Here is an 18,369-nt window from a genome sequence, read left to right as displayed (position 1 = left end):
TTAAATTCGCGAATTCGAGGTTAAAACTATTTAAGAATAATTTGCAGCAAAAAACCAAAATGAACAACTTAAAAAAGTCAGTACTCCTAACGTTTGCGGCCACTGCGATTGCCCAAGCACAAAACAAATACGAGCTCGATTTTAAAGATACGGGCATCAAAATCCAACCCACGATGTACGGAATTTTCTTCGAAGACATCAACTTTGGAGCCGATGGCGGTTTATATGCCGAACTCGTCAAAAACCGCTCGTTCGAATTCGAAGATCCGCTTATGGGTTGGCTTCAGCCGAATTCCGACAGGCATAAACTCAACGAAAATTCGGGTTATGCGACCGTGATCGAATCTGGTGGAAAGACCAACAAATCGATTTGCCGCGTTCAGGTCAAGGACGACAAAGGCTACGTTTTGGTCAACGAAGGTTTCAAAGGCATCGGGGTCAAATCTGGCGAAACTTATGATCTTTCGCTAATGGCACAGAATGTTTCCGGAAGTATTTCGCGTATTATATTCCAATTTGTGGATGCTAACGGCAAAATGCTGGCAGAAACATCGGTCAAGGCGGATGCAAAAGACTGGAAGAAATATTCGGCAGTTTTGCAACCTAGCGCGACCGAGGCCAAAGCAAAACTTAAAATCACTTTTGAAGGAAATGGCGTCGTGAATCTCGACATGATTTCGGTTTTCCCGAAAGATACCTGGAAAGGCCGTCCCGGTGGAATGCGGAAGGATTTGGTTCAGAAATTATACGATCTGAATCCAGGATTTCTGCGCTTTCCCGGCGGATGCATCGTCGAAGGAAGAACGTTGGCGCAACGCTATCAGTGGAAGAAATCCATCGGGAAACCGGAAGATCGCGAGTTTTTGATCAACCGATGGAACACCGAATTTGCGCATCGTCCCGCGCCAGATTATTTCCAATCGTTCGGACTTGGGTTTTTTGAGTATTTTCAATTGGCCGAAGACATTGGCGCGAGCCCGCTCCCAATCTTGAGTTGCGGAATGGCGTGCCAGTTCAATACAGCCGAATTGGTTCCGATGAACGAACTCGATCCTTATATTCAGGATGCGCTCGATCTGATCGAATTCGCGAACGGCGACCAGACGACGGTTTGGGGAAAAGTGCGTGCCGAAATGGGACATCCGAAGCCGTTCGATCTCAAATTCATCGGCGTCGGAAATGAACAATGGGGACAAGATTACATCGACCGTTACAAGGTTTTCGAGAAGGCGATTCACGCGAAATATCCGAAGATCGAGATCGTTTCGGGTTCCGGACCTTTTCCGACAGGCGATTATTTTGACTTCGGATGGAAGCAGCTCAAGGAGCTGAACGCCCAAATCGTCGATGAACACTATTACAATTCGCCTCAGTGGTTCAAGGAGAATGCGAACCGTTACGACAAATACGACCGACGTGGCCCGAAAGTTTTTGCGGGTGAATACGCGGCCCAATCGAACGCGATCGCCTCGCCCGACAACAAGAATAATTGGGATTGCGCACTTGCCGAAGCCGCATTCATGACAGGTTTGGAGCGAAATGCCGATGTCGTGAACATGACTTCTTACGCGCCACTTTTCGCTCACGCCGAAGGTTGGCAATGGACGCCAGATTTGATTTGGTTCAACAATCTCGAATCTTACGCGACTCCGAATTATTACGTGCAACAAATGTACGGACAGAATCCTGGGACAGATTTGGTCAGGATTACCGAAAAAGGACAGCCGATTACGGGTAAAAATAATATGTACGCAACTTCGGTTATCGACCAAAACACGAAAGAAGTAATCCTGAAAGTTGTCAATACGGGAAATAAAGCGCAAAAAACCGACATTAACTTGAAAGGTAAAAAAGTCGCCTCCAAGGGAACGATGACGGTTTTGTCTGCCGACGATCTGAAATCTGAAAACAATTTCCAAAAAGAGAATATTACGCCAAAAACAAGCGAGTTTGCCACCAAAAACAGTGCATTAAGCGTAGAAATTCCCGCTTATTCGTTCGTCATACTCAAAGTAAAAATGCAATAACCAACTATATGAAAAACATTAAACAAACAGCTTTGTTCCTGATGCTGACTGCGACCTTGATCGGGTGTAAAAACGAAGAAAAATCAGAAGCCGTGACACAGAATCCTGAAGCGAAAAAGAGTTCGATAACAAAGTCGGAATACGCCAAAACGCCTGACGGTACGCCCATCGAGCAGTACAAACTTACGAATGCGAACGGCATGGAAATGGACGTGATCACATACGGTGGAATCATCACAAAATTAACCGCGCCCGACAAAAATGGAAAGTTCGAAGATGTTGTTTTGGGTTATACGACGCCCGAAGAATATTTCAACGGGAATCCGTATTTCTTTGGCGGAATCATCGGTCGTTATGGAAACCGAATCGCGAAAGGTAAATTCTCGCTAGACGGAAAGCCGTATCAACTCACGGTTAACGACGGCCCGAACTCGCTTCACGGCGGAAAAGGTTTCGACAAAAGAGTCTGGACAGCTGAACCGATTGAAGGCGACTTTCCTGCAATAAAGTTCGTTTATACTGCCAAAGACGGAGAAGAAGGTTATCCGGGCAACCTAAAAGTGTCCGTGACTTATAAGCTTACGAACGAGAACGGGCTTGAGATCGACTACGAAGCCGAATCGGATAAGAAGACAATCGTCAACTTGACACAGCATTCGTATTTCAACCTATCTGGAAACGGCAAGACAATCCTCGATCACGAACTGGTTTTGGCAGCCGACAAATTTCTTCCGGTAGACGCGACTTTGATTCCGACGGGCGAGTTGAAACCGGTAAAAGGAACGCCTTTTGATTTCACATCGGCCAAAGCCATAGGAAAAGACATCGACGCCGCCGACGACCAACTCAAGAAAGGCCAAGGCTACGATCATTGCTGGGTTTTCACCGATGCTAAACCGGACATGAAAGAAGTCGGGAGTTTGTACCACGCGGCTTCGGGGCGTTTGATGACGGTTTCGACAAACGAGCCCGCCGTGCAATTTTACAGTGGAAATTTCCTCGACGGAACGCACGCTTCGAAAAACGGAGGCAAGTACGAGAAGCGCTCGGGACTTTGTTTGGAGACGCAACATTTCCCGGATTCTCCGAATCAGCCAAAATTCCCGACTACTACGCTTGATGCTGGGAAAAAGTACAGTTCGAAGACGGTTTATAGGTTTTCTACGAAATAAAAATTTTGGGTTAGTTAGTTTTAGGAAGTCGGTCTTTGGATCGGCTTTTTTTGTTTGGACATCACGCATTATCGTTTACTGTCAACACATATATTTACTTTTATAGGAAAAAGTCAATCTATAAGTTGACAAATTTTTTAATAAGTCAACTATTTAGATGACATTATTTTATATTTGTAAACAGATTACTTTACTTTTACTAGATGCGAACCCAAAGAAAATTGATTACCGAACAACTTGACAAAAAGATCAGACCATTTATAGGAACTCAAAATGTTGTAATTCCTGATGTCGGATGGATATATAGTATCAGAACAACGCTTAATATGACCTTGGAACAATTAGGGAAAAAATTGAATATCACTAAACAAGGCGCGAAACAAATTGAACATCGCGAGGTTTCTGGTTCCTTAAGTTTAAAGTCTTTAAAAGAGATCGGGGAAGCACTTGAAATGAAGTTCGTTTATGGATTTGTTCCTTATAATGGATCAATCGAAAATTTAGTGGATGTTAAGGCAACCGCACTCGCTAAAAAGATCGTGATGCGTACCAATCAAAATATGAAACTTGAAAATCAAGGAAATTCGAATGAGACGATAGAAAATGCGATCAAAGACTTAGCGCAGGAAATTAAAAGAGAGATGAATAAATCCTTATGGGACTGAATTTAAAATATGAAGATGGACAAACACCTTTGAGCGAAGAGGAGAAAAATGGTTTACTCCTAAAAACAATTACAACTCATGGTGAGCTCGATGAACACGAACAACTGAATATCGAAAAGGCAATAGCGTGGACAATTAGCTCGCGGTTCAAGAGCGATCAAATACTCACGGAAGGATTCGTCAAAAAACTGCATAAAAAAATGCTGGGCGACGTTTGGTCCTGGGCTGGCGAATTCCGAAAGTCAGAAAAAAATATTGGAATTTCGTGGTACAAAATTGGCAGTGAACTTAAAATGCTGCTCGACGACACAGAGTATTGGATTCAAAATGAAATATTTCCCAACGATGAGATTGCAATTCGATTCAAGCACCGTCTTGTGAACATACATTGTTTTGCAAACGGAAATGGCCGTCACTCGAGGATTATGGCAGATATTATTATGGAAGCTATATTCGGCAAAGATCCATTTACCTGGAACAATTCCAATATGGTCAAACAAGATGAAACAAGGCGAAATTACATCAACGCGATTCGAGCGGGAGACAACGGCGATATAAATCCCTTAATTGACTTCGCAAAGAATTAGAAGAATAAAGCTTACGCTGACCTAGTTGAATTTACAAGTTTGATTTTCCAAATTCACACTTAGAAACGTTCGACCATAAAATGAAAAACACACTAATTTTTGTATTTCTGAGTTGAACGACGACAACGGACGCCTAACTTATCCACAATTTGGAAGTCAGTTCCAATGGTGTACCAAACGCTATCACTGGAGATATCTGGACAAGCGAAGATTAAAAAAGAACTTCGGCGCCGAACAAGCGTCTGGATTTTTAAAAAGCAGAATCGACAAAAATAAGATGATTTTTCGGGATTGCCGAAGACAAAAAAGGCGACATTTGGTTCGGCATGATGGAGGGCGTTTTCCGATATGACGAAAAAGCTGTCACTCCAATGTGAAACATCGAATGCCCTAAAAAGCTTTTTTCGACAACAACAGCAAGTTTACGAAACGGAAGAATCCTGACAAGAACAACAATTCAAGCCGCCACCCGAGCCTCATTCCCAAACTTCTTCAAAACCTTATAATGCGAACGCAAAGCGCACAAGAACGTGCGGTGCTCGATGTAAGGAATCCCGAATTCGGTGGCCGTTTCTTTCAGGATTTCCCCAATTTTTGGGTAGTGGATGTGACATATCGTCGGGAACAAATGGTGTTCGATCTGACGGTTGAGTCCGCCGAGCAAAAATCCCGCTACGCGACTCTGTGTAGAGAAATTCGCCGTGGTCTGCATTTGGTGTTCGGCCCAATTTTCCTCGATGTTGCCCGAATCGTTCGGAATCGGGAAATCTGTGCCTTCTACTACGTGCGCCAACTGGAAAACCAAGCCCATCGTCAAACCTTGGGCGAAGTGCAAAGCGATGAATCCGAAAATAAATTGATACCAGGTGACGTCGAGGAAAATCAAAGGCAAAACGATGAACAAAAACACGTAAACCGCTTTGTAGAAAAACAGGTTGAAGTATTCTATTTTCGGATGGTTCTTTACGATCGGACCAAGCGTCGGCTGAAAGAATTTCTTGAAGTCCTTTCTGAACAACCAAGACAACGAAGCCAGGCTGTACAAAGGAAACGCGTATAAATGCTGGAATTTCTGGACTTTGAAAATCGGTTCGTCAGACGTTATTCTGATCAAACCCGGCGCAATCTCGATATCTTCGTCGTGACCTGGAATATTCGTGAAATTGTGGTGTACCATATTGTGGGAAATGCTCCAAACATAAGGGTTCGCGCCCAAAAGGTAGAAAATCGAGCCAAGCATTTTGTTCACCGTTTTGTTTTCGGAGAACGAGCCGTGAATCGCATCGTGGCAAACGTTGAATCCGACGCAAGCACTTACGATTCCCAGCGCAACGGCGAATCCGAACATAGCCCAAGGCGTGAAGGCGTTCGAGATGATCAAGGCATACAATCCGAAAAACGCAACAAGGTAAACGCCGGCTTTCACCCACATTTCAGCGTTGGCCTGTTTGGAAATATTGGCCTCACGGAAATAAGCGTTGACACGGGAATTGGCAACAGCCAAAAACTTAGACCTTGCGGCGCCTTGAAATTTTAATATTGGATTTGACATTGAATTATGCAGAAAACTGCATCGTATTGAGAAATGGGGATTAAACTATTGTGGCAATATAACTCCATATTACGGGTAATAGTGCCGTAGGGTTTTATATTTCCGATATTTAACAGAAAGACGTCGTTTTTTGGCAATAATATGACATTTGGCAAAATGAATTCGCACCTTTGGAAAAAGTAATACAAATTATGGACAAACCCAATTTCAATATAGCCGTGCTGATCGACGGCGACAATGCCCAACCGAAATTGCTCGGGGCGATGCTCGAGGAAGTTTCCAAGTACGGAAAAGCGACGATCAGAAGAATCTACGGCGACTGGACGCAACAGCAAATGAACGGCTGGAAAGACATTATCAACCAATATTCGTTCAATCCGGTTCAGAAGTTTTCTTATACAAGTGGCAAGAATTCAACCGATGGCGCACTCATAATCGATGCGATGGACATCTTGCACGGCGACAAAGTACACGGTTTCTGCATCGTCTCGAGCGATAGTGATTACACCGGATTGGCCAAAAGAATCCGCGAGGAAGGCATTTTCATGATGGGAATCGGGCAGAAGCAAACGCCGAAAGCTTTCGTGCAGTCTTGCGAGATTTTTACGTTCAGCGAGAATATTCTGGGCGTTCAGGTGAAATCTCAAGATCCCGAAAATACCGAAACATCGGCCCAAGCCAAACCCGACAAACTCGACATTTCTTTTATCGACAAAGCTTTCGACATATCATCGGTTGAAGGTGAAGAAGAAGTTTATGTGTCAAAATTGGGATTGACCTTGAGAAAAATCGATCCGAGTTTCGATGCGAGAGCTTACGGGTTCAAGAATCTGACGCAGCTTTTTCAGAGCCTTCCGCACTACAAAGTCGTTCGCAATGAGCAGAATCCGGTTGTTCAGAGAGAGATCAGTACAGAGCCGAAACGCGCCCCAAAAAGGCGTCCGAAAAAACTAAATGGATAATTTTTAAAATACTTTTGTAAAAAACTGACAATCTTCAAATTAAAGACTATCTTCGCAAAAATATTTTTACAATTTTACAAGATGAAAGAAGGTACAATCAAATTTTTCAACGAAGAGAAAGGCTTCGGATTTATCACTCCTAACGACGGAGGCGACGATATTTTCGTGCACATCACAGGCCTTAACGGTCAAGTTCGTGAAAACCAACAAGTCACTTACTCTGTAGAGCAGGGAAAAAGAGGACTTAATGCAGTAAACGTAACAGCTATCTAAACGATATATTTGCTACCTGTACAAAAGCCAGTCTTTATTAGGACTGGCTTTTTTGTATCTTCTATTTTGATTTTCCTTCTAAAGATTTTGTGCGATCAAACGAATTGTCGTTCAAAATTGGCGATGTTTTCCAACAAATGCATGCGAGTCGACTCGTTCACATCCTTGCAATAAGCCGACATGGAATCCTTGAGATTTTCCTTGCTCTTCGCCTCGCGTTCCCTATCGTTTACAACGTAGCGAAGTTTTGGGTAACTCGTCAGGATTTTTCGCTTCAACGAGTTTCTTTCGACGCTGTCTTTCTCGGCCAAAAGCTCTTTGAGCCACTTCAGCATGTCTTTCTTCATGTTTTTTGGTGAAGGTAACCCTAGTTTCCGCGATTGGTCTCAAACTGCGACAATATTGGGAAAAATATGGGTTTATGTGAGAGAAAGGCTACGATCGAGTCGATTTCAATTATACGAAATAACCAGTTACGGAAAACCGTAAAATCGATCGTAATTGCAGTTTTACATTTGACAGAAAAGTCGAATAGCCGACACTAAATCGAAATTATGGCAAATTGTATCGTCTGCACTAAAAAATTGGGAATGTTCAACACACCTTTGTTCAACAAAGGTCTTACGAAGGATTTTGCCGTCGTCTGCACTTCCTGTCTTCTCAAACTGAACAATAACGGAAGAATCGACATGGCAAGCAAGCCAATCATGTTCACAAATGGAGAATTCAAAGCGGCGGTCGATAGCATCAATTCGCTGAAGCAACAAATCAAAGCCGATAAAAAGCAAGCCTTTGACAAGAAAGTAGAAGATTACAAGGGCAAGATCAATTCGCAAAACGAAAGGCTTGCCGAAATCAAGTTAATCGTGGCAAAATTGAATCCGTCGGTAGTCAACAAAAGAGAAATAGGAGAGTTGCCCGAAATTCTCACATCTGACGAAGTAATCGAAAAACTGGAATCGGGATATTTGGACGAAGGAAAAGGCTCGGGCCACGGCCTTTTGATCGCCACGAACCAACGTTTGATTTTTATCGATAAGTCGATGCTGAGCTTCGGAATCAAGATGGAAGACTTTCCCTACGACAGGATTTCTTCGGTTTCCGTAGAAACAGGCTTCATGAAAGGAATTCTAAAAATCATCTGTTCCGGAAACACCGCAAAAATCAATATGATTGTAGGAGCAAAAGATTTCTCTGAATTTATCCGACAAAAAACAGCCGTAAAACCTTCGTCTCCAACAATTGTTCAGGCCGAACCCGACATTCTCGGTCAAATAGAAAAACTTGCTGACCTGAGATCGAAAGGTATTTTGACCGATGATGAATTCAGCTCCAAAAAAGCGCTGCTATTGGAAAAACTCTAGCGGTCAAGCGGATATTTCCCGAGTCAACCAACCACGTTTGGCGGCAGTGGCAACCGCGTAAGGTGTGACCCAAAACAATCCGAAAGTATAAAGAATGCTATAAGAGTAAGCCCACAAAGCTTGAGAAAACGTGTATTTTTTTGCATAGAACAATACCGGAAAAGTAGACATCACAAGAATCCCGGCAAGCGTTGAGGCAAAGAACAAAGCCGGATAAGTCACGGCAAAAAATAAGGTGAAAAACGCGAGCGGATAAGTCATCAGGATTTTCGAGCATTGGTTGATGAACAAAAGTCGCGTCCCGATTTTATTGTCCTCGCGGAAGTTCTTGAAAACAAATTTCGCCATCATGAGATTTTCGCGAACGTTACTGCGATCCCATCGAATGAACATCTTGTAAAGTCCGCTGTATTTTTCGGGCGCCGTCGTGTAAGCCACGGCATTTTTCTGGAACAGCACGCGTTTGCCTTGTTTCAGGATCATGTTCGTCATGGCGCGGTCTTCGCCGATATCACTCGGTTGTCCCATAAAAGTCTGGTTGATCCAATCCTCAAGACAAGCAAAAACAGATTCGCGACGGTAAGCTGCCAAAGCGCCAGGCGTACACATCACAGAATTCAGCGTACCTTCGGCCGAACGCATAAACTCGAAACTCATCACGAAACTCACGTTCAACATCTTCGGAAGAATCGCTTTCTGATTGTTCAAAACCCTGATATTTCCGGCAACAGCGCCACATTTGTCATCCTTGATAAACGGACTGACCAAGTTGCGAAGCGTGTTTTTCTCCACTACCGAATCGCTGTCGACAGTCACGAAAATGTCTCCGGTTCCGTTGTGGAAGCCGTAGTAAAGTGCGTGTCTTTTTCCCATGTTTTTGGGTTGCTGATGCACGGTCAAACGCTCGCCCAGCTTGATTTTCGCCTGTTGGATCCAATACCAGGTATCGTCCTTGCTTCCGTCGTCAATGGCCAACAGTTGCAATTTTTCCTGCGGATAATCACTTTCGGCCAAACTCATCAATGTCTGGAAAACCAACTTTCCCTCGTTGTATGCGGGAACAATGATTGTACAAATGGGAAGTTCTTCGCTCGAAACAGAATCGGTCGGCTTGTACTTGAAATACAAAACGGCGTTGTAGATAAAAAACAGGAATTTGAATGCGAAAAGTATTGATGTCACAATTAAAAACCAAAAACTCCAACTCGATTCCAATCGTTCGGAATTGAATTGGGTAAAGTCATCTTGAAGCGAGAAAAGCGCCACCGAAGCCGCGATCATGGCGATAAAACTTCCAACGAGCACCAAAGTTCCCCATGGCGTTTTAATCGGCATCCGTCTTTTGAGATCGAAAACCTGGGCGGTTTCGGCTTTTAATGTTCGGAACTGAGAAGATGTAATTGTTTCGGCTTTCATGTCGTACTGTTTATGTGTTACGATGATGTAGAAAACAATGACCATGCCTGTGTCAAATTCACCCTATTTTCAAGGGGTTACAAGGTTTCGAGGCGCATTTTAATGGGGATTTTCCACAATTTGATGTGCGATTCCACACTCTGTATGATGTGGAGATGATGTGGTAAGAGAGGATTTGGCGAATATCCGTTTAACCCAAAAGGAAATCTGCAATTGAAGTCGTTTTTTGGGCTTTCTGATACCAATCGTTACAGACCAATTCGATCCGTTCGACCTTAAACTTTCCAAAGTGCTGTTCGCGATAAGACGAAACCACACGAGCAAATTCCGAAGAATTTTGAAGTTCGGAAGCAAATCTCGCCGCGGTGATGTGTGCCGTGAAAATCTTATATCTCGCGTCAATCGTCTGGAATAACTCAGATTTTTTGAAGTTCATCCGAAGGTTTTCGCGTATCGTTTCCAAAGTTCCGCCTGACGGAAAACCTTGTATCAATATTGCTTCCGCGGATGCAGTCACGCCTTTCAGCTCCATCTCGAATGCCGAAACGTTTTCAAGGCTTTTCCTGACGATTTTCACGTACTCGGAAAGGTTGATTTCCGAAAGCTCAAATCCCGAACGACCGGAAATCAGCGATAAAACCGTGACATGCAAATCAGAATCCGGATAATAATATTGCTTTGGATCGATCGTTTTCAAGTTTGCCAAAAATGCCGAAACCTGTGCGCGGGTAGGCGCGTCCGGACGCAAAACCACAGTGATTCCGAATCTATCGTCGTCTGCGATTTTTCGATCCACGGAAATCACTCCGTACTCGATTCTCCCGATCGCGCTCTCGAACATTTCATCATATCTGGACTGCAGATCGGTCATTTTTGCTTTTGAAAGTTTTAACGATTTTTACAGAAAATCTGTAATTGAAAATTCTGTTTTCGAGGTAACTTTGCCAGACCTAACAAATCTCAGAGATTTGTTAGGTCTTAGAAAAATGCGGCTTCCCGACGATTTTGCGTCCTTCGAAAAATCTGGATTCACCCGCGAAACTTCATGACGAATCCGCCAAAAGCCTTCAATTTCACTTTCATTTTCCCGGCTTTCACATCTGCTTTTTCAAACAAAGAACTGTCACCATCGGCAATAAAAATGCCCGATTTATTTCCAATGAAACTCAAATCGACCTCAATTTCCTTTTCAGATTTTTCGCCGTTGATTCCGGTAACGAACCAATCGTTTCCGCGTCGTCTGGCCATCACAACATCTTTTCCTGGAAAGCCCGCAACCAAACGCGTCTCGTCCCAAAGTGTCGGCAAATCCTTGCAATATTCCTGAACAAATTCGGGCATTTTCGCCATGGCGTCCGGCGTTTCTACTAAGTGTTGGATGCCTGAAACGAACAAAGTCGGAAGCGCCAATTCGAAGCCCGAAGTCGTCACGCGCTTCACGTTTCCAGGAATTTTGTCGAGACACATAGGCGTAAAATCCATAGAATCGAACAGGTTTCTGGTGAAAGGAATCGTCGCGCAATGTTGCGGTTGAGCGTCGGCGCCTTCTTGCGTAAAAGTCACGAATTCAAAGCCTTTGATAGCTTCCGAAGTCATAAAATTCGGATACGTTTTCTGTAAACCTCGTGGCAAAGTCGATCCGTGGAAATTCACGAGAATATCGTATTTGGCGGCCGTTTCCAAAATGTCGATGTAGTAATCCATGAACGATTGGCCGTCACCGCCGAAAAAATCGATTTTCGTTCCCGCAACGCCCATGTCAGCAAGCATTTTGAACTCCGATTCGCGACCTTCGGCAGTCAGGAATTTCCCTCGTGGGCCATAAGGCGTCGTGTTCCAATCGCCAGCAGAATTGTACCACAAAATCAGTTTCACGTTGCGCTCTTTCGCATAGGCGACAAGTTCTTTCACGCGATCCATGCCGATTCTCACATGCCAATCGGCGTCGATCAAAACGTACGGCCAAGTCATTTTTTGGGCATATTCGATGAACTTTTTCTGAAGCTCGAAATTCGTGCCGTCGTCCTTGTAAAGCGCCCAACTCCAAGCCGCGTTTCCGCTTTTTACAAATGATGGATTCGCGATTTTCGATTTCTCGGACAAATCTGTTCCCAAAGTAGATTTTGTAACGGTCGCCAAATTTCCGATCGCAATCACGCGCCAAGGCGTTTCCCAAGGCAATTTCGATTCGGGATAGAGTGCGGCATTTGCTGAAAACTTCTCTTCGGGCTGCGGAAAAACAGTGCGCAAAACCTTTCGGTTGTCGTCGTAATCGAGATGCGAAGCGCAATAATTCCGTTCGGCGGTTTCCGAAATCGCGACCCAATTTTGTCCTTCATTGATCAAGGCCGGAAAAACCCAACCGTAACCAATGTTCGATTTCGTGTTCACGGGAACGCCGTTTTGGTAATATTCTTCGTATGACGGATGGCATTTTTCCCAACCTGTTTTCGCCTTCGACATCGGTTGCAACCACGCTTTCGCGGATGTGGAAAAATTGTAGGTCGAGATTTCCTCGGTAATATATTTTACGTCTGATGTGGTTTCCGGAAAAATGTATCGAAACGCCAATCCGTCATTCGAAACATTGAAAACGATGTCGATTTTTTGTGCCGATGCGTTTTTGAGATGCAGGATTTTCTGGTTCGCCACATAACTGATGTTTTTTTGTTTTCCGACGTACATCTGATAATTGTCAGTGATTTTCTTGTCGGATGAAATCGACACGACAGACAGCTTTTTCGAGAAATCGCCGTCTTTGCGGACAATTCCCAAAGCCGAATTCCCAATCACCAAAGTGCCGCTTCTCGCCACGGAATAAAACGGTTTCTGTTCTTTGTCAAGTCCGAAAGTAACTGCGATCGAGCCGTCCGGACTTTTGACGACCGCACTTTTTTGAGCCGAAATCGATATAGTGAACAGCAAATAAAAACTCAGGGAAAACGCTTTCATATTTAGAAGTTTTAAGGTCAGATTTTGGCGCGGGTCGTGAAAAAGACCACGCAAATTGCCATTGTGGCGAGAAAGAGGAAAGATATTTTAAGGCTGAAAAGTTCACCGATAAATCCGATCATCGGCGGACCGATCAAAAATCCAGCGAAGCTGATTGTAGAAACTGCGGCAATTGCAGGTCCGGGTTTCATGGTTGTCGATTTTCCGGCGACGCTGTAAATCATCGGCACGACAGACGAAATTCCCGCGCCAATCAGCAAAAATCCTAACAAAGCCGGAATCAGCGTCGGAAAAACGACAACTGTCACGCAACCCAGAAAGCTCAAAATCCCGCTGGTTTGCAAGGTCGTTTTGAGTCCGAATTTATGTGAAAACCAGTCGGCGACGAATCTTCCGGAAGCCATCGCGCACATTCCGGCCGTGTAACCCGCGCCAATCCAGCCTTTTTCGGCCATTACGACTTTCTTGAAATAGATCGTGCTCCAATCGAACATCGCGCCTTCGATAATCATCGAACAGAATGCGATTGCGCCCAAGGTGATCAGGAATTTGTCGGGTTTCACGAATGCCGGTCCAGGCTCTGATTTTCCGGTGTCATCGTGCAAAAATCCCCAACAGATGCCAACGGCGACCAAAACGATTCCACCGATGATGAGAAAATGCGTCACTGTTTCGACATTGTTTCCGATCATGAAAGTTCCGATTCCCGCTCCGACGAATCCGGCCAAACTCCACAATCCGTGAAACGAGGCCATAATCGGTTTCGGGTAAAGCGTTTCGGTTGCGACGGCTTGTGTATTGACCGAAATGTTCACGGCGTTGCTCGCCATTCCGAAGAAAACCAAACATAAAACCAGCACTGAAACCGAATCGACCAATCCGAGGAAAACCAAAGTCGTGCCATATAAAGCGAGAGACGCAGCAAGCACTTTCCTGCTTCCGATTTTCGAAACCGCCCAACCAGAAATTGGGAGCGAAAGCATCAATCCGACGGGTAAGGCCAAGAGTACGCCGCCCAATTCCGCTTCGTTCAAACCGAGTTTCTCCTGGATTGTCGCGATTCTCGACGCCCAACTCGCAAAGCACAATCCGGCCATAAAAAATAGCGTGGAAACCGTGATGCGATAGGTGCGTGGCGAGTAAGTCATCGGCCAAATATACGAATAAGTGTTATTGTTACACGTTAATAAATGCTTCTCAAGCAAGCGACTGAGAATTCTGCACTGAACTTTTCGCGCTTTCTATAATAATGTCAATTATTTACGTGCAAATTACACGATTGTTAATTTTTGGGCGTCATATTTGTTTATGTGAAAATATTAGTGTTATTTTGACACTTATAGAAAAGTATCATGAGTAAAAACTATGTCATAGGTGTCGATTACGGTTCCGACTCTGTTCGTTCGGTAATCGTCGACGCCGCGAATGGAGCAGAATTGGCCTCATCCGTTTTCAATTATCCGCGCTGGCAGCAAGGTTTGTATTGCAAGCCTTCCGAAAACCAATTCCGTCAGCATCCGCTCGATTATATTGAAGGTCTGGAAGCGACGATCAAGGAATGTCTACAGCTTGCCGGCGGCTCTGAAGTCGCCAAAAACATAAGAGGAATTTCTGTGGACACGACGGGTTCAACTCCGGTTGCCGTCGATGCGAAAGGCACGCCATTGGCACTTTTGCCCGCTTTTTCAGAAAATCCGCATGCTATGTTCGTGCTTTGGAAAGACCACACAGCCACTGCCGAAGCCGCCGAAATCAACGAACACGCCACAAAATTCGATACCAATTACCTTAAATATGTAGGCGGAATTTATTCGTCGGAATGGTTTTGGGCCAAATTGCTCAGAACGGTTCGCGCTGACACAGCCGTCAAGAACGCACTGCATTCGTGGGTCGAGCATTGCGATTGGATCCCGTTTTTGCTGACTGGCGGCAATGACGTCAAAAAAATCAAGCGTTCCAGATGCGCCGCGGGTCACAAAGCCTTATGGGCTGAGGAATTCGAAGGTTTGCCGCCACAGGAATTTTTCTCATCGCTAGATCCGATCCTGAACGGGATCACCGATAAATTGTTCTCCGAAACCTTCACGTCCGATATTTCTGCCGGAAACCTTTCTGCAGAATGGGCGCAAAAATTGGGTCTTTCCACTGATGTCGTAATCGGCGTCGGAGCCTTCGATGCCCACATGGGCGCAGTTGGCGGACAAATCGAACCTTACCATCTGTCGAAAGTCATGGGAACTTCCACTTGCGACATTCTGGTTTGCCCGAACGAAGACGTCGAAGGAAAGCTCGTCAAAGGTATTTGCGGACAGGTCAACGGTTCGGTAATTCCTGGAATGGCGGGACTTGAGGCCGGACAATCGGCATTTGGCGACGTTTATGCGTGGTTCAAAAAACTCGTGCTTTGGCCGTTGGACAATTTGCTGGCGAGTTCGGCAATTCTCGACAAGAAGACCGCCGACGCCCTGAAAGAAGAAATCGCCGATAAAATCATACCTGAACTTTCGCGTCAGGCAGCGCTGTTGCCCGTCGATACGCATAACGAGCTTGCGATCGACTGGCTGAACGGCAGGCGGACGCCAGATGCGAACCAATTGTTAAAAGGCGCGATTTCGGGCTTGAATTTGGGTTCGGATGCGCCGAAAGTTTTCCGCGCTCTAGCCGAATCGACTTGTTTTGGCGCAAAAGCGATCGTTGACAGGTTCATCGAGGAAGGCATTCCCGTAAAAGGAATCATCGGGATTGGAGGCGTCGCCAAAAAGTCACCGTTCGTGATGCAAATGATGGCCGACGTTCTCGAAATGCCCATCAGAATCCATCAGTTCAAACACACTTGCGCACTTGGAGCGGCAATGTTCGCAGCGGTCGCGGCCGGAATTTACGAAACGGTCGAAGAAGCGATGGAAGCGATGGGACGCGGTTTCGATGTCGAATATCATCCGAACGAAAACAATTCGGCGATTTACAGAAAGCGGTACGAAAACTACAAAGCTCTTGGCGGATTCGTCGCCGGCCAAACATCCGCGAAAGCGCAAAAATTGGTTTCTGCATGAGCAAATACGATCCTATAAAAAAGGCGGCTTACGAGGCGAACATGCAACTTCCTAAGCTCGGTTTGGTGCTTTTCACTTTCGGAAACGTAAGCGCCGCAGACCACGATTTGCAGGTTTTTGCCATCAAGCCATCGGGCGTTCCTTATGAAGATCTGACGCTCGAAAGTATGGTTATTGTCGATTTTGACGGAAATACGGTCGAAGGCAATCTGCGTCCTTCATCTGACACAAAAACACACGCGGTCTTGTACAAACACTGGCCAAAAATCGGAGGAATCGTGCACACGCATTCGGTTTACGGAACGGCTTGGGCGCAATCGCAGCGCGACATTCCAATCTTCGGGACAACGCACGCCGACCATTTGACGGTCGACATTCCTTGCGCGCCGCCAATGGCCGACAAATCCATCCAGGGCAATTACGAATACGAAACCGGCTTCCAAATCATGAACTGCTTTGAGGATCGCGGTTTGAATTATGAGGAAGTCGAGATGATTCTGGTAGGAAACCACGCGCCTTTCACTTGGGGGAAATCGCCCGAAAAAGCAGTTTACAATTCGGCAGTTTTGGAAACGGTCGCGAAAATGGCGCTCTTGACCGAACAGATCAATCCGGGCGCGCCACGTCTCAAAGATTCGCTCATCAAAAAACACTTCGAAAGAAAACACGGGCCAGATTCTTATTACGGCCAATAAACCAACAACATTACATCTGAATTATCATGACAAATCTCAAGACCTTTGAAGTTTGGTTCGTCACCGGAAGCCAACATTTATATGGTGAGGAAACGCTCAAACAAGTTGCCGAACATTCAAAAGCCATAGCCGCCGGACTCGATTCCTCGGCCAACATTCCGGTTCGCGTCGTCTTCAAACCGACGGTAAAAACCACCGATGAAATCTATGAAACCTTGCTCGCGGCGAATTCTGCCGAAAACGTAATTGGCGTCATCACGTGGATGCACACTTTTTCACCGGCCAAAATGTGGATCCGCGGACTGTCGATCCTGAACAAACCCCTGTTGCATCTGCATACGCAATTCAATCGCGACATTCCTTGGAATTCGATCGATATGGATTTCATGAACCTGAACCAGTCGGCTCACGGCGATCGTGAATTTGGGTTTATGGTTTCAAGGATGCGCAAATCGAGAAAAGTCGTCGTAGGACATTGGGAAGCGACTGACGTGCAACAACAGATTGGCGATTGGACACGTGCTGCCGCCGGTTGGAACGATTGGCAAGGTGCGAAATTCGCGCGTTTTGGCGACAACATGCGTTTCGTTGCCGTAACAGATGGCGATAAAGTCGAAGCTGAATTGAAGTTCGGATTTTCTGTAAACTCTTACGGAATCGGCGATTTGGTCCACATTATTTCCGAGATTTCCGAAAACGATATAGAAAAACTGGTAGGGGAATATGAAAACCTTTACACCGTTTCAGATAACTTGCGCCGCGGTGGAAAAGACCACGCATCCGTTTACGAAGCGGCCAGAATCGAACTTGGACTTAGAAAGTTCCTCGAAGACGGCAATTTCAAAGGATTTTCCGACACGTTCGAAGACCTTCACGGAATGCTTCAACTGCCAGGCCTCGCCGTTCAGCGTTTGCTTGCAGACGGATACGGATTCGCCGGAGAAGGCGACTGGAAAACCGCAGCCTTGGTTCGCGCTTTCAAAGTCATGGGCGCCGGACTCGAAGGCGGAAACGGATTCATGGAAGATTACACCTACCATTTCGATCCGAACAACGAATTGGTTTTGGGTTCGCACATGCTCGAAATCGACGCGTCTTTGGCCAGTACGAAACCGAGTCTTGAAGTGCATCCGCTTGGAATCGGTGGAAAAGCCGATCCTGCGCGCCTGGTGTTCAACGTCGCCGGTGGAGAAGCTTTGAACGCATCGCTTGTCGATATGGGAAATCGCTTCCGGATGATCGTCAACGAAGTGAAAGCCGTCGAGCCGCAAAACGAATTGCCCAATTTGCCGGTTGCCCGGGTTTTGTGGAAACCGTATCCGGACATGAAAACCGGATGTGCCGCGTGGATTTACGCCGGAGGAGCGCACCACACGGCTTATAGCCAAAACTTGTCGAGCGAGATTATTCGCGATTTTGCCGAAATGGCCGGAATCGAATTCTTGCTTATCGGGAAAGACACGAGATTGGCCGAGTTCCGCAACGAAATTCGCTGGAACGATGCAGCTTATAGGTAATTAATAGTTAATAATTAATAATGAATAATTGTGGTGGAGTCAGATTAGGCTCTGAACTTGTCACAAAGCAAATCATTATTAATTATTACTTATTCATTATTAATTCGAAAGATTAGTTATTATTGATAGTTGTC

General features: G+C 45.4%; 16 protein-coding genes. 10 read left to right on the top strand and 6 right to left on the bottom strand.

What is annotated here, in order from left to right; translation table 11 throughout:
- The first annotated feature begins 59 nt into the window (after nucleotides 1-59).
- The 4 genes from EOO49_RS13225 (at nucleotide 60) to EOO49_RS13210 (ending at nucleotide 4,451) form a co-directional block, all read left to right on the top strand.
- Nucleotides 60-2,027: an alpha-L-arabinofuranosidase C-terminal domain-containing protein gene (locus EOO49_RS13225; protein WP_290846452.1), complete on the top strand. Its 1,968-nt coding sequence runs from the start codon at nucleotides 60-62 to the stop codon at nucleotides 2,025-2,027.
- A gap of 8 nt (nucleotides 2,028-2,035) precedes the next feature.
- Complete coding sequence (locus EOO49_RS13220; RefSeq protein ID WP_290846450.1) at nucleotides 2,036-3,199, top strand: aldose epimerase family protein; 1,164 nt, start codon at nucleotides 2,036-2,038, stop codon at nucleotides 3,197-3,199.
- A 221-nt stretch (nucleotides 3,200-3,420) separates the two neighbouring features.
- Nucleotides 3,421-3,864, top strand: a complete 444-nt coding sequence (locus EOO49_RS13215; RefSeq protein WP_290846448.1) for a mobile mystery protein A — start codon at nucleotides 3,421-3,423, stop codon at nucleotides 3,862-3,864.
- A complete protein-coding gene (locus tag EOO49_RS13210; RefSeq protein ID WP_290846446.1) occupies nucleotides 3,855-4,451 on the top strand; it encodes a mobile mystery protein B in 597 nt (198 codons plus the stop codon). The genes EOO49_RS13215 and EOO49_RS13210 overlap by 10 nt, the downstream gene beginning before the upstream one ends.
- A 457-nt stretch (nucleotides 4,452-4,908) precedes the next feature.
- Here the strand turns inward: EOO49_RS13210 and EOO49_RS13205 are convergent, their stop codons facing one another.
- Nucleotides 4,909-6,003, bottom strand: coding sequence for an acyl-CoA desaturase (locus tag EOO49_RS13205; protein ID WP_290846444.1), 1,095 nt, complete (start codon nucleotides 6,001-6,003; stop codon nucleotides 4,909-4,911).
- Between the two features lie 191 nt (nucleotides 6,004-6,194).
- On the opposite strand from EOO49_RS13205, the gene EOO49_RS13200 reads away from it, so the two are divergent.
- Nucleotides 6,195-6,965 carry an NYN domain-containing protein gene (locus tag EOO49_RS13200; RefSeq protein ID WP_290846442.1) on the top strand — a complete coding sequence of 257 codons (771 nt, stop codon included), beginning with the start codon at nucleotides 6,195-6,197 and terminating at the stop codon, nucleotides 6,963-6,965.
- Nucleotides 6,966-7,046: 81 nt separating this feature from the next.
- Complete coding sequence (locus tag EOO49_RS13195; protein ID WP_290846440.1) at nucleotides 7,047-7,238, top strand: cold-shock protein; 192 nt, start codon at nucleotides 7,047-7,049, stop codon at nucleotides 7,236-7,238.
- Nucleotides 7,239-7,333: 95 nt separating this feature from the next.
- Here the strand turns inward: EOO49_RS13195 and EOO49_RS13190 are convergent, their stop codons facing one another.
- Complete coding sequence (locus tag EOO49_RS13190; RefSeq protein WP_290846438.1) at nucleotides 7,334-7,585, bottom strand: hypothetical protein; 252 nt, start codon at nucleotides 7,583-7,585, stop codon at nucleotides 7,334-7,336.
- A gap of 243 nt (nucleotides 7,586-7,828) precedes the next feature.
- Here EOO49_RS13190 and EOO49_RS13185 point away from each other — a divergent pair, with 243 nt between their 5' ends.
- Nucleotides 7,829-8,602, top strand: a complete 774-nt coding sequence (locus tag EOO49_RS13185; RefSeq protein ID WP_290846436.1) for a PH domain-containing protein — start codon at nucleotides 7,829-7,831, stop codon at nucleotides 8,600-8,602.
- Nucleotides 8,603-8,605: 3 nt separating this feature from the next.
- Here the strand turns inward: EOO49_RS13185 and EOO49_RS13180 are convergent, their stop codons facing one another.
- The 4 genes from EOO49_RS13180 to EOO49_RS13165 all read right to left on the bottom strand — a co-directional run bounded on the left by EOO49_RS13180 (nucleotide 8,606) and on the right by EOO49_RS13165 (nucleotide 14,118).
- A complete protein-coding gene (locus EOO49_RS13180) occupies nucleotides 8,606-10,018 on the bottom strand; it encodes a glycosyltransferase (RefSeq protein WP_290846434.1) in 1,413 nt (470 codons plus the stop codon).
- Between the two features lie 190 nt (nucleotides 10,019-10,208).
- A complete protein-coding gene (locus EOO49_RS13175; protein WP_290846432.1) occupies nucleotides 10,209-10,889 on the bottom strand; it encodes a mutarotase in 681 nt (226 codons plus the stop codon).
- Nucleotides 10,890-11,047: 158 nt separating this feature from the next.
- Nucleotides 11,048-12,970: a glycoside hydrolase family 97 protein gene (locus EOO49_RS13170; protein ID WP_290846430.1), complete on the bottom strand. Its 1,923-nt coding sequence runs from the start codon at nucleotides 12,968-12,970 to the stop codon at nucleotides 11,048-11,050.
- Nucleotides 12,971-12,987: 17 nt separating this feature from the next.
- Nucleotides 12,988-14,118 carry an MFS transporter gene (locus EOO49_RS13165; protein ID WP_290846428.1) on the bottom strand — a complete coding sequence of 377 codons (1,131 nt, stop codon included), beginning with the start codon at nucleotides 14,116-14,118 and terminating at the stop codon, nucleotides 12,988-12,990.
- A gap of 204 nt (nucleotides 14,119-14,322) precedes the next feature.
- On the opposite strand from EOO49_RS13165, the gene EOO49_RS13160 reads away from it, so the two are divergent.
- Genes EOO49_RS13160 through araA form a run of 3 tightly spaced genes read left to right on the top strand, consistent with a single transcriptional unit; the run spans nucleotide 14,323 to nucleotide 18,235 of the window.
- Entirely contained in the window at nucleotides 14,323-16,023 is a 1,701-nt protein-coding gene (locus EOO49_RS13160) for a ribulokinase (protein ID WP_290846426.1), read from the top strand.
- Entirely contained in the window at nucleotides 16,020-16,718 is a 699-nt protein-coding gene (locus tag EOO49_RS13155; RefSeq protein WP_290846424.1) for an L-ribulose-5-phosphate 4-epimerase, read from the top strand. Before EOO49_RS13160 ends, EOO49_RS13155 begins: the two co-directional genes overlap by 4 nt.
- Nucleotides 16,719-16,744: 26 nt before the next feature.
- Nucleotides 16,745-18,235 (top strand): L-arabinose isomerase, encoded by a 1,491-nt coding sequence (araA, locus tag EOO49_RS13150; RefSeq protein WP_290846422.1) that lies wholly within the window; start codon nucleotides 16,745-16,747, stop codon nucleotides 18,233-18,235.
- Nucleotides 18,236-18,369 lie beyond the last annotated feature (134 nt).

This window comes from Flavobacterium sp., from assembly GCF_004295795.1.
Lineage (GTDB): Bacteria > Bacteroidota > Bacteroidia > Flavobacteriales > Flavobacteriaceae > Flavobacterium.
This window is presented reverse-complemented; position numbering and strand designations above follow the sequence as displayed.